This is a genomic window from Streptomyces exfoliatus (genome assembly GCF_000725545.1).
Classification (GTDB): Bacteria; Actinomycetota; Actinomycetes; order Streptomycetales; family Streptomycetaceae; genus Streptomyces; species Streptomyces exfoliatus.
Genome location: NZ_JNZP01000008.1, coordinates 1 through 14,405 on the forward strand (window position 1 = coordinate 1; position 14,405 = coordinate 14,405).

The following is a 14,405-nucleotide window of genomic DNA, read 5'->3' on the forward strand; positions in this document are numbered from 1 at the left end:
TCGCCGCCAAGGGCGCCCCCATCGCCGGCATCGGCGTCGCCGGCGCCCCCTCCGGCGACCTCGACGAGAAGTTCGCCCAGGCCGGCGTCGCCGCCCTCGGCAAGTAGTCCGGCGCTCGCGCCGTACGAGGACCGGTGCCATGAACGCGCTCGCCGACACGCTCCTGGCAGCCGCGGCCCGCGGGGACACCGAAGCCGTACGCGCGGCCCTCGCCGCGGGCGCCCGGGTCGACGCCCGCGACCGGCACCGGCGCACCCCGCTGCTGCGTGCCGCTCTGGGCGACCACGTCCCGGCCGCGCGGGTGCTCCTCGCGGCGGGCGCGGACCCGAACGCACAGGACGACCGGTGCGACAGCCCCTGGCTGGTCACCGGTGTCACGGGGAGCGTCGCGATGATGCGGACCCTGCTTCCGGCGGGCCCGGATCTGCGGCTGACCGACCGATACGGGGGTACGGCCCTGATCCCCGCGGCGGAACGGGGCCACGTGGCGTACGTCCGGGCCGTCCTCGCCGAGACCGCCATCGACGTGGACCACGTCAACCGGCTCGGCTGGACGGCCCTGCTGGAGGCGGTGATCCTCGGTTCGGGGGCCCGTCCGCACCAGGACGTCGTCGCCCTGCTGCTCGCCGCGGGCGCGGACCCGGGGCTCCCGGACCCCTACGGTCGCACCGCCCTGGACCACGCCGTCCGTCACGGCCTCACGGAGATCGCCGCGCTGCTCGCGGGAGCGGCGGGAGTGGCCCCTACCCCCGCGCCTGCGCGAGACCCCGGCTGATGACCAGCCGCTGGATCTGGTTGGTTCCCTCGAAGATCTGGGTGATCTTGGCCTCGCGCATGTAGCGCTCGACCGGGAAGTCGCGGGTGTAGCCGTAGCCGCCGAGGACCTGGACGGCGTCCGTGGTGACCTTCATGGCCGTGTCGGTGGCGATGAGCTTGGCCGCGCTGGCCTGGCGGCTGAAGGGGCGGCCGAGGTCGCGGCGGCGGGCCGCGTCCAGGTAGGTGGCGCGGGCCGCGTCGACGGCGGCGGCCATGTCGGCGAGGAGGAAGCCGAGGCCTTGGTGGTCGACGATCCTGCGGCCGAAGGTGGTGCGCTCGTTGGCGTACGCGACGGCGGCGTCGAGGGCGGCCTGCGCGAGGCCGGTGGCGCAGGCGGCGATGCCGAGCCGGCCGCTGTCGAGGGCGCTGAACGCTATCTGGAGGCCCTGGCCCTCGCTGCCGACGAGCCGGTCGGCCTCCAGGAGGGCGCCGTCCCAGTAGGCGGAGGTGGTCGGGACGGCCTGGAGGCCCATCTTGCGCTCGGGGACGCCGAAGCTGAGGCCCTCGGTGGCGCCCGGGGCGAGGAAGCAGGAGATGCCGTGGCCGCCGGGCGCGGTACGGGCGAAGAGCGCGTAGAAGTCGGCCCTGCCGCCGTGGGTGATCCACGCCTTGGTGCCGGTGACGCGGTAGCCGCTGCCGTCGTCCTGGCGCTCGGCCTTGCAGCTGAGGGCGGCGGCGTCGGAGCCGGCCTGCGGCTCGGAGAGGCTGTAGCCGCCGATGGTCCGGCCCTCCAGCATCGCGGGCAGCCAGCGTTCCTTCTGCTCGGCGGTGCCGTAGGTGTGCAGCGGGTGGCAGGCCAGGGTGTGGACGCTGGTGGCGACGGCGACGGCGGCCCAGCGCGCGGCCAGCTCTTCGAGCACCTGGAGGTAGACCTCGTACGGCTGGCCTCCGCCGCCGTACTCCTCGGGGTACGGCAGGCCGAGGAGCCCGGCCTCGCCGAGGGTGGCGAAGAGCCCCTCGGGATAGGTCTCGGCGGCCTCGTACTCGTCCACCCGGGGAGACAGCTCCTTGTCGGCGATCTCCCGGGTGAGGGCGATGAGGTCCGCCGCTTCGGGGGTGGGAAGCAGGCGGTCGACATCCATGGCGACTCCAGCGCTCAAAGTGGTACTGGGGCGGGTACTGCAGTACCGGTTAGCGTAGCGCAGAAGGGTGCCGCCGTAACCCCCCGGAAAGCCGGCCTGGAATACTGGCGGCGTGATCGAGACCTCAGCCACCGACGCCCCGAAGCTGACGGGCCGAGGAGCCGCGCGCCGCACCGCCCTCTTCGAGGAACTCGTCGCCCTCCTCGTCGGCGAGGGCTTCGCCCGGTTCACGCTCGACGATCTCGCCGCCCGCCTCCACTGCTCGAAGCGCACCCTGTACGGCCTGGCCGGAAGCAAGGAGCAGCTCGTCAGGGCGGCGGTCGTGCACTTCTTCCGGCGCGCCACGGCCCGCGTCGAGGCGGTCCTCGCCGCCGCGACCGACCCCGCCGAGCGGCTCGCCGCCTACCTGCGGGCGGTTTCGGCCGAGCTGGCGCCGGTGTCGCCACAGTTCTTCGACGACGTGGCCGCCTTCGAGCCGGCGGCGGAGGTGTACGAGCGCAACACGCGCGCGGCGGCCGGCCGGGTCCAGCAGCTCATCGAGGAGGGCGTGCGGGCGGGCGTCTTCCGCGAGGTGCACGTGACCTTCGCGGCCGACGTCATCTCCTCGGTGATGGTCCGCATCCAGCGGCGCCAGGTGGCCGCGGCGACCGGCCTCGCCGACGCGGAGGCGTACGACCAGCTGGCCGAGCTGCTGCTGAGCGGGCTCCGCAGGGCCTGAGGCGCCTCGGCGGGGGCGGGACGGCCGCGGCGCCGTCGGCAGGGACCCGATTGGCCGGTTTCCGCCCGCGTTCGATCACTCTGCGCAGGTGATCCACTACTGTGTGCGGCGCCAACGACCACCCCCACTCAGGGAGACCTCCGCGTGGAGCGCAGCCGTACCGCCCTCAGGATCCGTGCCGTCCTCGCCGCCATGGGCGTCACCGCCGCCCTCGCCGCGGCCCCCGCGGCACAGGCCGCCCCCGCCGAGCAGGCCGGGAAGCCCGCCTCCGCTCCCCCTGCCCCCTGCACCGGGGAGTTCGAGGGCGACAAGCGGCTCGGCCCGAAGTTCCTGCCGAAGAAGTGGCAGGAGCCGGTCGGCCCGCTGCTCAACCGCTACCACCGGACCGGGAAGCTGTCCTCCGCCGACTTCCTGAAGAAGTACTGGGAGGGCCCCGCCGACACGGGCAGCTGGAAGTACCCGCCGAACGACGGCTTCGGCGAGGTCAACGGCACCGTCGACAAGGCGCCCGAGCTGCTGGCGGAGGGCGAGCGCCTGGACCGCTTCGGCTCCGAGTACGGCTCCTACCTGGCCCCGGCCGGTGACGCCTACGCCAAGCGCGCGCTGCCCCCGCAGAACCTCAACACCCGGGACGCGGAATTCCCCTGCGACTACCACCTGTACGAGGTGACGCGGTCGTTCGTGGTCTGGGAGGGCTCCATCGCCCCCTGGTTCGAGCAGCCGGGCGGCGGCCGCCAGATCAAGCTGGACCCGGCCTTCCTGAACCCGGGCGAGGGCCAGCGGCTCAGCGTCAAGTGGCTGCTCGACAACGGCTACCTGGTGCGCGTCCCCGCGTGACGGACCGCCGCGCGCTGGAACGGGCACTCCGGGAGGCCGGAGTGCCCGAGGCGTACTACTGGATCGAGGGCGTCCACGAACCGGCGCCCACCCCGCCCGACTTCGTCTATCTGCGGACGCGGCCGGGCGGGTCCGGCTGGGAGACCGGGGTGTACGAGCGGGGCGGGTACGAGCCGGTCGCCACGCACGCCACCGAGGCCGGCGCCTGCGTCCACCTCAGGACGCTCCTGGGCGTGTAGGGCCGGCAGTTGCGGCGACGCAATTCAGGGTGTGGGCTAAGCCGCGGGAGAAGGGCGGCCAAGGTCCGGACAGCGGTATGTTGCGGTCAGGACTACTTCACCTGGGGGCCGAGTGACCATGCGGAACGGCCGCACCGTGCGTGACCTGCGACGCGAGAACCGCACCGCCGTCCTCCAGCGTCTCTACTTCGACGGGCCGCTGAGCCGCTTCTCCCTCGGCCCCGCCACCGGCCTCAGCTCCGGCTCCGTCAGCAACGTGGTCGCGGAACTCGTCGCGGAGGGCCTGGTCGAGGAGGCGGGCAGCGTCGACTCGGCCGGCGGGCGCCCCCGCACCCTGCTCCGGATCACCCCCGGCAGCGGCTGCATGATCGGCGTCGACGTCGGCGAGACCAGGGTGAGGATCGAGCTCTTCGACCTCACCCTCACCGAACTCGCGCGCACGGAGCGCCCCTTGGCGGTCGACAGCCCCCATCCTCACGACCGGTACGAGGTCGGCGTCGTCGTCGGCCACATACGGGAGGGCATCGCGGAGGTGCTGCGGTCCGCCGGTGTGTCCGCCGAACGGCTCCTCGGCGTCGGCGTCGGCGTCCCCGGCATCGTGGCGCGCACCGCCGAGGACGGCGCGGTCGTGCACGGCCAGACCATCGGCTGGGACGGCGTCCCCCTGGAACGGCTGCTGCGGGAGAGCGTGGAGCTGCCGGCCGCCGTGCCGTACTGGATCGACAACGGCGCCAAGACCCTCGGCCAGGCCGAGATGTGGTTCGGCTCCGGCCGGGGCGCGCGCAGCGCCGTGGTCGTGCTCTTCGGCTCCGGCGTGGGCGCCTGTGTGGTCACGGACCCGCTGGGTCCCGGCCGGGCGATCGAGTGGGGGCATCTGACGGTACGGGTCCGGGGCCGCCGCTGCCGCTGCGGAGCCCGGGGCTGCCTGGAGGCGTACGCGGGCGCGGAGGCGCTCCTCGATCGGTGGCGGGAGGCGGGCGGGCGTCCCCCGGCGGGCGCGGACGAGGAGACGGCCCTGACGGCGATGCTGGCCGCCGCGTACCCGGCGGCCCCGGGAACGGACCCCGACGCGACGGCGCTGGCCGTCCTGGAGGAGACGGCCGAGTACCTGGGCGCCGGCTTCGCCGACCTGATCAACCTCTTCCAGCCCGAGCGCATCCTCGTCGGCGGTTGGGCGGGCCTCCAGCTCGGCGCGCGCTTCCTGGAGACGGTGAAGGGCTACGCGAAGGAGTACGCCCTCGCGTACCCGGCGGCCCGGGTCGCCATCGACATGGGCACGCTCGGCCCCGACGCGGTCACGGTCGGCGCGGCGATCCTGCCCCTGGCGGACTTCTTCGCCCGCGGCGGCCGCCGCGCGGAGACGGATCCCCCCGAGGAACAGCCGGCCTGGGCGTCGACGCTACGGGGCAGAACGGCGCACTGAGCTTGTCTTCGGCCCGCCACTTCTCTCCGCCCTTCGGACGGAGCGAGCGCGCGGAACGGCCCCGCCCTCGCGATCAGTCCGGAGCTCGACACCGACGTGGCAAGGGGGCGGGGGGCGGCCTCGCTACGCCACGGAGCCTATGCGGCCGTCCGGTTCGCGGGGCACGTCGTGGTGGATCGGGGTGTGGGCGCCCGTGAGGGAGGCGCCGCTGCCGCCGCGGCGGTTCGCGACGATCTCCGCGCCGATCGACAGGGCGGTCTCCTCGGGCGTCCGGGCGCCGAGGTCGAGGCCGATCGGGGAGCGCAGCCTGGCGAGTTCGAGTTCGGTGACGCCGACCCCGCGGAGGCGCTCGTTGCGGTCCTCGTGGGTACGGCGGGAGCCCATCGCGCCGACGTAGGCGACGGGAAGCTTCAGGGCGGCCTGGAGGAGGGGCACGTCGAACTTGGCGTCGTGCGTGAGGACGCAGAGGACGGTACGGCCGTCCACCTCCGTCGACTCCAGGTAGCGGTGGGGCCATTCGACGACGATCTCGTCGGCCTCGGGGAAGCGGGCCGGCGTCGCGAAGACGGGCCGCGCGTCGCAGACGGTGACGTGGTAGCCGAGGAACTTGCCGACCCGGACGAGGGCGGCGGCGAAGTCGATGGCGCCGAAGACGATCATGCGGGGGGCGGGGACGGAGGACTCGACCAGGAGCGTCAGCGGCTGCCCGCAGCGGCTGCCGTCCTCACCGATCTCCACGGTGCCGGTGCGGCCCGCGTCGAGCATCGCGCGGGCCTCGCCCGCGGCGGTGCGGTCCAGCTCGGGGTGGCCGCCGAGCACCCCCTCGTACGAGCCGTCGGGGCGGACCAGGAGGGCCCGGCCCATGAGTTCCTCGGGTCCGGCGGTGATCCGGGCCAGGGCGGCGGCCTCCCCCGTGGCGGCGGCCGCGACCGCGGCGGGGAAGACCCCGCCGCGGACCGGGGTGACGAGGATGTCGATGACGCCGCCGCAGGTCAGGCCGACCGCGAAGGCGTCCTCGTCGCTGTAGCCGAAGCGCTCGACGACGGTCCTGCCGTCTTCGAGGGCCTGCACGCACAGGTCGTACACCGCCCCCTCCACACACCCTCCGGAGACCGAGCCGATGGCCGTGCCCTCGCTGTCGACGGCGAGTGCGGCTCCCGGCTGCCGGGGCGCGCTGCCGCCGACGGCCACCACGGTGGCGACGGCGAAGACGCGTCCCTGCTCGACCCACCGGTGCAGCTCTTCGGCGATGTCCAGCATCTCGGTTCTCCTCTGGAAGGTGTGGGGAGGGCGGCGGTGTCGGCGTCAGCCGACGCCGAGCCAGCTCTCGAGCGGGTGGATCGCGAAGTACACGACGAAGATCGCGGTGAGGCCCCACATGAAGGCTCCCACCTCGCGGGCCTTGCCCTGCGCCACCTTGATGACGGCGTAGGAGATGACACCGGCCGCGACACCCGTGGTGATGGTGTAGGTGAACGGCATCAGGACCACGGTGAGGAACACCGGGATCGCCACGGAGCGGTCGCTCCAGTCGACGTGCTTGGCGTTCTGCATCATCATCGCGCCGATGACGACCAGGGCGGCGGAGGCGACCTCGGCCGGCACGATCGCGGTGAGCGGGGTGAAGAAGAGGCAGGCCGCGAAGAAGGCGCCGGTGACGACGGAGGAGAGGCCCGTGCGGGCGCCCTCGCCCACGCCCGTGGCGGACTCGACGAAGACGGTCTGGCCGGAGCCGCCGCCCACGCCGCCGATGACGCCGCCGGCGCCGTCGATGAACAGGGCCTTGGACAGGCCCGGCATGCGGCCCTTGTCGTCGGCGAGGTTGGCCTCGGAGCCGACACCGATGATGGTGGCCATGGCGTCGAAGAAGCCGGCGAGGACCAGGGTGAAGACGATCATGGTGATCGTGATGTAGCCGACGTCGCCCCAGCCGCTGAAGGACACTTCGCCGATGAGCGAGAAGTCCGGTGCGGAGACGGCGCTCCCGTTGAGCTCCGGCGGACCGGAGAACCAGGCGCCGGCGCCCTTGGCCGGGATGTCGGCGACCGCGTTGACGATCATGGCGATGACCGTGCCCGCGACGATGCCGATGAGGATGGCGCCGGGGATGTTCCGGGCCTGCAGCGCGAAGATGAGCAGCAGGGTGACGGCGAAGATCAGGACGGGCCAGCCCATGAGCTCACCGGCCGGGCCGAGGGAGACGGGACCGCCGCCCGGGGCGGGGTTCTCGTGCACGAAGCCGGCCTTGACGAAGCCGATGATCGCGATGAAGAGGCCGATGCCGATGGTGATCGCGTGCTTGATCGCCAGCGGGATCGCGTTCATGATCATCTCGCGGAGGCCGGTGACCACCAGGAGACAGATGATCACGCCGTAGGCCACGCACATGGCCATCGCCTGCGGCCAGGTCATGACGGCGATGACCTGCGAGGAGAGCACGCCGGAGACGCTGAGTCCCGCCGCGAGGGCGAGCGGGACCTTGCCCCAGAAGCCCATCAGGAGAGTGGTCACCGCGGCGGCGAGCGCGGTCGCGGTGATGAGGGCGGGCTGGCTGAGGACGTTGCCGGCCACATCCTTGCCGCCGAGGATCAGGGGGTTGAGCAGGAGAATGTACGCCATCGCCATGAAGGTGGTGACGCCGCCGCGGATCTCCGTCGCGACGGTGGATCCTCTCTCCGAGATGTGAAAGTACCGGTCGAGCCAAGAGCGGCCGGCGGGGACGTTGGAGCCGGAGCCCGCGTCCTCCGAAGCGGTCTTGGGCTCCACAGACGACTGGGTCATGGGGCCTACTCCCAAGGTTCAAAGGGGCACCCGCATCAGACTTCGAAGGACTCTGATCTGGTTGAAGTTGCGGGATTTGGGATGCTGCGTGGGCTGCACGACCCGGGGGACGGCCCGAGACGAACGAAGTGAATCGGTACTGCGGTGCTGCTGGTACTGACGGGTGGTGCTGGTGGTGCTGGTGTTACCGGTGGTGCTGGCGCTACCGGGAGCGGCCGGTGGCGCGGGGGGTTACTCCGGGCGGTGCGGGCTGGGGGGAAGTGTGACGTTCCTGGGGAGGCACGTACCGCCCGGAGAGTTCCTAGAGGGTGCCGGTGAGCGCCTCGGGGCGGACCGGCGTCTTGTTCAGCTCCAGGCCCGTCGCGTTCCGGATCGCCGCGAGGACGGCCGGGGTCGACGACAGGGTGGGGGCCTCGCCGATGCCCCGCACGCCGTACGGCGCGTTGGGGTCGGCCAGCTCGAGGTAGTCGACCGGGATGGTCGGCGTGTCGAGGATCGTGGGGATCAGGTAGTCCGTGAAGGAGGGGTTGCGCACCTTCGCGGTCTTCGGGTCGACGATGATCTCCTCCATCACCGCGACGCCCAGGCCCTGGGTGGTGCCACCCTGGATCTGGCCGACCACGGAGAGCGGGTTGACCGCCTTGCCGACGTCCTGGGCGCAGGCCAGTTCGATGACCTTGACCAGGCCCAGCTCGGTGTCGACCTCCACCACCGCGCGGTGCGCGGCGAAGGCGTACTGGACGTGGCCGTTGCCCTGGCCGGTGACGAGGTCGAAGGCCTGGGTGGGGCGGTGCCGCCACTCCTCCTCGACCTCCACGGCCTGGTCCTCCAGGACGTCCGCGATGGTGGCGAGGGCCTCGCCGCCGTCGGTGACGACCTTGCCGCCCTCCAGGAGGAGTTCGGCGTTGGCCCAGGCGGGGTGGTACGAGCCGAACTTGCGCCGGCCGATCTCCAGGACCTTCTCGCGGACGAGTTCGCAGGAGTTCTTGATGGCGCCGCCGGTCATGTACGTCTGGCGGCCCGCGGAGGTCGAACCGGCCGAGCCGACCTGGGTGTCGGCGGGCTGGATGGTGACCTGCTGGACGCCGAGCTCGGTGCGGGCGATCTGCGCGTGGATGGTGACACCGCCCTGGCCTACCTCCGCCGCGGCGGTGTGGACCGTGGCGACGGGCTCGCCGTTGATGACCTCCATGCGGATCCTGGCGGTCGAGTAGTCGTCGAAGCCCTCGGAGAAGCCGACGTTCTTGATGCCGACGGCGTAGCCGACGCCCCGCACGACACCCTCGCCGTGGGAGGTGTTGGACAGGCCGCCCGGCAGCGCGCGGACGTCCGCGCTCTCGCCGGCGGTCTCCCACTGGCGCTCCGGCGGCATCGGGCGCGCCTTGACCAGGCGGAGCAGCTCGGCGACCGGGGCGGGCGAGTCGACCGGCTGTCCGGTCGGCATGATGGTGCCCTGCTCCATGGCGTTGAGCTGGCGGAACTCCACCGGGTCCATGCCCAGCTTCGCCGCCACCTTGTCCATCTGCGCCTCGTACGCGAAGCAGGCCTGGACGGCGCCGAAGCCGCGCATGGCGCCGCAGGGCGGGTTGTTGCTGTAGAGGCCGATCGCCTCGATCTCCACGTCGTCGACGACGTAGGGACCGACGGAGAGGGAGGCGGCGTTGCCGACGACCGAGGCCGTGGACGACGCGTAGGCGCCGCCGTCGAGCACGATCTTGCACTTGAGGTGCGTGAGCTTGCCGTCCTTGGTGGCACCGTGCTCGTAGTACAGCTTGGCCGGGTGCCGGTGGACGTGCCCGAAGAAGGACTCGTAGCGGTTGTAGACCATCTTGACCGGCTTGCCGGTGCGCAGCGCGAGGATGGAGGCGAGGATCTGCATCGAGATGTCCTCGCGACCGCCGAACGCACCGCCGACGCCCGCCATCGTCATGCGGATCTTCTCCTCGGGCAGGCCGAGGCAGGGGGCGATCTGCTTGAGGTCCGAGTGCAGCCACTGGGTGGCCACGTACAGGTCGACGCCGCCGTCCTCCGCCGGTACGGCGAGGCCGGACTCGGGGCCGAGGAAGGCCTGGTCCTGCATGCCGAAGGTGTACTCGCCCTTGACGATGACGTCGGCCCGCTTGGCGGCCTCGTCGGCGTTGCCGCGGATGATCGGCTGGCGGTGCACGATGTTCGGGTGCGGGACGTGGCCGGAGTGGTGGTCGTCGCGGTTCTCGTGGACGAGGATCGCGTCGGGGGCGAGGGCCGAGGCCTCATCGGTGATGAGGGGCAGCTCCCGGTACTCGATCCTGATCTTCGCGGCGGCGCGGCGGGCGGTCTCCGGGTGGTCGGCGGCCACGAGGGCGACCGGCTCACCGTGGTGACGGACCTTGCCGTACGCGAGGACCGGGGTGTCCTGGAACTCCATGCCGTAGTTCTTCGCGGCGGGCAGGTCCTCGTGGGTGAGGACGGCGTAGACGCCGTCCATCGTGAGGGCCTCGGAGGTGTCGATGGACAGGATCTCGGCGTGCGCGACCGTGGAGCGCAGGATCTGGCCCCACAGCATGTCCTCGTGCCACATGTCCGAGGAGTACGCGAACTCGCCGGTGACCTTGAGGGTGCCGTCCGGGCGGAGGGTGGACTCGCCCACGCCGCCCTTGACGTGGTTCTGGGTGACCTCGGTGGGCGTGCCCGCCGGGACCGTGCGTGTGTGCTGAGCCATCGTCAGACCGCCTCTTCCTGACGCTCCTGGCGAGCGGCCGCGAGGCGGACCGCGTCGAGGATCTTCTCGTAACCCGTGCAGCGGCAGAGGTTGCCGGAGAGCGCCTCGCGGATGTCCGCGTCCGTCGGGGACGGGTTGCGCTCCAGCATCTCGTCGGCCGCGACGAGCAGACCGGGGGTGCAGAAGCCGCACTGGACGGCGCCGGCGTCGATGAACGCCTGCTGGATGGGGCTCAGTTCGACGCCCTCGCCCGTCTGCGAGTCCTGACCGGGCTTGGCCTCCCACTTCTTGGCGGCGTCGAGCGAGGTGCCGCAGGCACCGGAGGCGCAAGCACCTCCTTCCCTACGGGCCTGCCCGCGCTCATTCGCGTATTCGGCGAGGCCCTCGACCGTGACGACCTCGCGGCCCTCGACCTGGCCGGCGGCGACGAGGCAGGAACAGACCGGCACCCCGTCGAGACGGACCGTGCAGGAACCGCACTCGCCCTGCTCGCAGGCGTTCTTGGAGCCGGGCAGACCCAGGCGCTCACGCAGAACGTAGAGGAGGGACTCGCCCTCCCAGACGTCGTCGGCTTCCTGCGGACGACCGTTGACCGTGAAATTGACGCGCATGGTTATGCAGCTCCCTCAAGCGTGCGGCCTGCGCCGCGGTACTGCTCCCAGGTCCAGCCGAGCTGGCGGCGGGCCATGATGCCGACGGCGTGGCGGCGGTACTTCGCGGTGCCCCGGACGTCGTCGATCGGGTTGGCGGCGCCGGAGCAGAGGTCGGCGAACTGCTTCGCGATCGAAGGGGTGATGATCTTGCCGTTGTCCCAGAATCCGCCCTCCTCCAGAGCCGCGTTCAGGAAGGCCTCGGCCTCCTTGGCGCGGATGGGGGTCGGCGCGGCGGAGCCGATGCCGGTGCGGACGGTCCGGGTCTCCGGGTGGAGCGCCAGGCCGAAGGCGCAGACGGCGATGACCATCGCGTTGCGGGTGCCGACCTTGGAGTACTGCTGGGGGCCGTCCGCCTTCTTGATGTGGACGGTCTTGATGAGCTCGTCCGGCTGGAGCGCGTTGCGCTTCACGCCGGTGTAGAACTCGTCGATCGGGATGAAGCGGCTGCCGCGCACCGACTCGACCTCGACCTCGGCGCCCGCGGCGAGCAGGGCCGGGTGGGCGTCGCCGGCGGGCGAGGCGGTGCCGAGGTTGCCACCGACGCCGCCGCGGTTGCGGATCTGCGGGGAGGCGACCGTGTGCGAGGCGAGCGCCAGACCGGGGAGTTCGGCCCGCAGGCTCTCCATGATCCGGGTGTACGGAACGGAGGCGCCGAGGCGGACGTTCTCCTCGCCGACCTCCCACTCGCGCAGCAGCTCGATACGGTTCAGGTCGAGGAGGTACTCGGGCCGCCGGTGATCGAAGTTGATCTCGACCATGACGTCGGTACCACCTGCGATGGGCACGGCCGTGGGGTGCTCGGCCTTGGCGGCGAGCGCCTCCTCCCAGCTGGCGGGGCGAAGGAAGTCCATGGTGGCTCTCTTCTAGTGATTCTGGTGATCGGGGGTCGAACGGTGGGGCCCGGGGGGACGGCCGGCCCTCGACATCGTGTTCATGTGCTGTTCACGCGGTGTGTGGCCTAGTACACAAGGCCACGATCGCCCGGGTGCAGTCACCGAAAACATGAAGGAGTTGGCCGGGTCCTGTTGTCGTCTTGTAGATTCGAACGAACGGCGGGGAACAGAAACCTCGCTGTTTTCCCCTGGAAACGGTGGCACCACCCCACCGTCGACAACGCGACACACCCCCACCCCCCAGACGAAGGAACGGCGGCGACACGATGCGGCTGCGCGCACTGCTGGAGAACGACGCGCTCGGGCTGCGCCTGCTCGGCGGCGAGGACGAGCTCGACCGCACCGTCCGCGGCGTGATGACGACGGACCTCAAGGACCCCAGCCGGTACCTTTCCGGCGGCGAGCTGGTCCTCACCGGCCTCGCCTGGCGGGCCGAGCCGGACGACTCCGAGCCCTTCGTCCGGATCCTGGCCTCCGCCGGGGTGGCCGGCCTCGCCGCGGGCGAGGCGGAACTCGGCGACATCCCCGACGATCTCGTACAGGCGTGTTCACGCCATCGGCTGCCGCTGTTCGCGGTGAACGAGTCCGTTGCGTTCGCGACGATCACCGAGCACGTTGTTCGACAGGTGTCCGGCGAGCGGGCCGGTGACCTGGCGGCCGTCGTCGACCGGCACAGGCGCCTCATGACCTCGGGACCGGCCGGCGGCGGACCCGAGGTGGTCCTCGACCTGCTCGGCTCCGACCTGGATCTCCGCGCCTGGGTCCTCTCCCCCACCGGCCGCCAGATCGCGGGCGCGGGCGAGCCGCTCCCGGCCCCTCTCGCCGCCACCCTGGCCGGTGAGCACCTGGCCGCCACCCGGACGGGCCGGCGCGGCCCGCACCGGCTGAGCACCGGCGGGACGGCGTACTCGCTCTTCCCGATCCGCAACACGGGCCGGGGCGCCGCCCCCGCCTCCCGGGACGTGCGCGAGACGGTCCTGTCCGACTGGCTGCTGGCCGTCGAGGCGGACGCCGGGGAGTGGCCGGCCGCCCGGCTCGACCTGCTCCAGGGCGTCACCCAGCTGATCGCCGTCGAGCGGGACCGCCGCGACGCGGCCCGTACGGTGCGCCGCCGGCTGGCCCAGGAGGTCCTCGAACTGGTGCAGACGGGCGCCGCGCCCGCCGAGATCGCGGCCAGGCTGCGGGTCGCCGCCCCGGTACTGCTGCCCGGCCTCGGCAGCGCCCCGCACTGGCAGGTGGTCGTCGCCCGGGTCGAGTGGGAGCAGGAGGCCGGTCAGGGCACCCCCGTGGACGGCGGTCCGGTCGCCCAGGCGCTCCTGGAGGAGATCCTGGTCGACCCGGCGACCGTGGGCGCCGAGTCCGCCGACCGGATCGCCGTCGCGCACAGCGGCGACGAGGCCATCGCCCTCGTTCCGCTGGCCGCCGGGCCGCTGCCGGACAGCGAGGACGAGAACCCGGTCCCCGCGCTGGGCCTGCACGCGGACGCGCTGCTCGCCGCCGTACGGGCCCCGCTCTCCGCGGGCCTCGCCGACGACGGGCGGCTCACCCTCGGCGTGTCCGCCGCCGTGCACTCGGCGGAGGGGCTGCGCGGGGCCCTGGAGGAGGCCAGGCACGCCCGCCGGGTCGCCGCCGCACGCCCGGGCCGGGTCTGCGCCGCCGGGCACCACGAACTGGCCTCGCACGTCCTGCTGCTGCCGTTCGTGCCGGACGACGTCCGCCGCGCCTTCACGGCCCGGCTGCTCGACCCGCTGCGCGACTACGACCGCCGGCACCGCGCGGAGCTGATCCCGACCCTGGAGGCGTTCCTGGACTGCGACGGCTCGTGGACGCGCTGCGCGACCCGGCTGCACCTGCACGTGAACACGCTGCGCTACCGGGTGGGCCGGATCGAGCAGCTCACCGGACGCGATCTGTCGCGTCTGGAGGACAAGCTCGACTTCTTCCTCGCGCTGCGGATGAGCTGAGCGAGCGGCCGGGAAGGCCCCTGCCGGGGTCCGAGCCTTCGGAAAGCCCCGAAAGTCACCTTCGGGATTCACCCCTTCGGGCGAGTCCGCCCGAGTGACGTCCGGGCCGGTGGCGGCCCCCGGGCCCGGGTGGCCGAGGGGCCGCCCGGGGGCCTGATCCCGGGCTCCGGGGCGATCTGACGGACTCTCGGCCGCCCACCACGGAGCCGTACCCCGATCCACCGCCCTCTTGTGAAATCTTTCACCTGACCCCTTGGCCAGGTACTCCCGTTCGTGCTCTGATGCGGTTCTCACTCAA

At 72.4% G+C, this 14,405-nt stretch carries 12 protein-coding genes and 1 pseudogene; 7 read left to right on the top strand and 6 right to left on the bottom strand.

The genetic code is table 11. From position 1 onward, the window contains the following. Both IO20_RS40245 and IO20_RS0111020 read left to right on the top strand, forming a co-directional pair. A pseudogene (locus IO20_RS40245) lies at nucleotides 1-107 on the top strand (heme-binding protein); the annotation flags it as partial. Nucleotides 108-139: 32 nt separating this feature from the next. Next, nucleotides 140-775, top strand: a complete 636-nt coding sequence (locus tag IO20_RS0111020; RefSeq protein ID WP_051874423.1) for an ankyrin repeat domain-containing protein — start codon at nucleotides 140-142, stop codon at nucleotides 773-775. On the opposite strand, the gene IO20_RS0111025 is transcribed toward IO20_RS0111020, so the two are convergent. Continuing rightward, entirely contained in the window at nucleotides 744-1,898 is a 1,155-nt protein-coding gene (locus IO20_RS0111025; RefSeq protein ID WP_030549570.1) for an acyl-CoA dehydrogenase family protein, read from the bottom strand. The two genes, IO20_RS0111020 and IO20_RS0111025, sit on opposite strands and share 32 nt — an antisense overlap. A gap of 112 nt (nucleotides 1,899-2,010) precedes the next feature. On the opposite strand from IO20_RS0111025, the gene IO20_RS0111030 reads away from it, so the two are divergent. The 4 genes from IO20_RS0111030 (at nucleotide 2,011) to IO20_RS0111045 (ending at nucleotide 5,115) form a co-directional block, all read left to right on the top strand. Next, entirely contained in the window at nucleotides 2,011-2,616 is a 606-nt protein-coding gene (locus IO20_RS0111030; protein ID WP_078945960.1) for a TetR/AcrR family transcriptional regulator, read from the top strand. Nucleotides 2,617-2,808: 192 nt separating this feature from the next. Further along, nucleotides 2,809-3,453 carry a TNT domain-containing protein gene (locus tag IO20_RS0111035; RefSeq protein WP_030549568.1) on the top strand — a complete coding sequence of 215 codons (645 nt, stop codon included), beginning with the start codon at nucleotides 2,809-2,811 and terminating at the stop codon, nucleotides 3,451-3,453. Beyond that, nucleotides 3,450-3,692: a hypothetical protein gene (locus tag IO20_RS0111040; RefSeq protein ID WP_030549567.1), complete on the top strand. Its 243-nt coding sequence runs from the start codon at nucleotides 3,450-3,452 to the stop codon at nucleotides 3,690-3,692. Before IO20_RS0111035 ends, IO20_RS0111040 begins: the two co-directional genes overlap by 4 nt. A gap of 118 nt (nucleotides 3,693-3,810) precedes the next feature. Beyond that, nucleotides 3,811-5,115: an ROK family transcriptional regulator gene (locus IO20_RS0111045; protein WP_211270362.1), complete on the top strand. Its 1,305-nt coding sequence runs from the start codon at nucleotides 3,811-3,813 to the stop codon at nucleotides 5,113-5,115. 123 nt (nucleotides 5,116-5,238) lie between these two features. Here IO20_RS0111045 and IO20_RS0111050 read toward each other — a convergent pair whose 3' ends face one another. From IO20_RS0111050 to IO20_RS0111070, 5 genes are all read right to left on the bottom strand, one after another. Then, the gene (locus tag IO20_RS0111050) at nucleotides 5,239-6,375 is read right to left on the bottom strand and encodes an XdhC family protein (protein WP_030549565.1); all 1,137 of its coding nucleotides are present in this window, start codon (nucleotides 6,373-6,375) and stop codon (nucleotides 5,239-5,241) included. 45 nt (nucleotides 6,376-6,420) lie between these two features. After that, nucleotides 6,421-7,896, bottom strand: a complete 1,476-nt coding sequence (locus tag IO20_RS0111055) for an NCS2 family permease (protein ID WP_030549564.1) — start codon at nucleotides 7,894-7,896, stop codon at nucleotides 6,421-6,423. Between the two features lie 301 nt (nucleotides 7,897-8,197). Beyond that, the gene (locus tag IO20_RS0111060) at nucleotides 8,198-10,597 is read right to left on the bottom strand and encodes a xanthine dehydrogenase family protein molybdopterin-binding subunit (RefSeq protein WP_030549563.1); all 2,400 of its coding nucleotides are present in this window, start codon (nucleotides 10,595-10,597) and stop codon (nucleotides 8,198-8,200) included. A 2-nt stretch (nucleotides 10,598-10,599) separates the two neighbouring features. Further along, nucleotides 10,600-11,208, bottom strand: coding sequence for a (2Fe-2S)-binding protein (locus IO20_RS0111065; protein ID WP_030549562.1), 609 nt, complete (start codon nucleotides 11,206-11,208; stop codon nucleotides 10,600-10,602). Nucleotides 11,209-11,210: 2 nt separating this feature from the next. Then, nucleotides 11,211-12,101, bottom strand: a complete 891-nt coding sequence (locus IO20_RS0111070; protein WP_030146735.1) for an FAD binding domain-containing protein — start codon at nucleotides 12,099-12,101, stop codon at nucleotides 11,211-11,213. A gap of 308 nt (nucleotides 12,102-12,409) precedes the next feature. Between IO20_RS0111070 and IO20_RS0111075 the strand changes: the two genes are divergently transcribed. Next, nucleotides 12,410-14,107, top strand: coding sequence for a PucR family transcriptional regulator (locus tag IO20_RS0111075; protein WP_030549561.1), 1,698 nt, complete (start codon nucleotides 12,410-12,412; stop codon nucleotides 14,105-14,107). Nucleotides 14,108-14,405 lie beyond the last annotated feature (298 nt).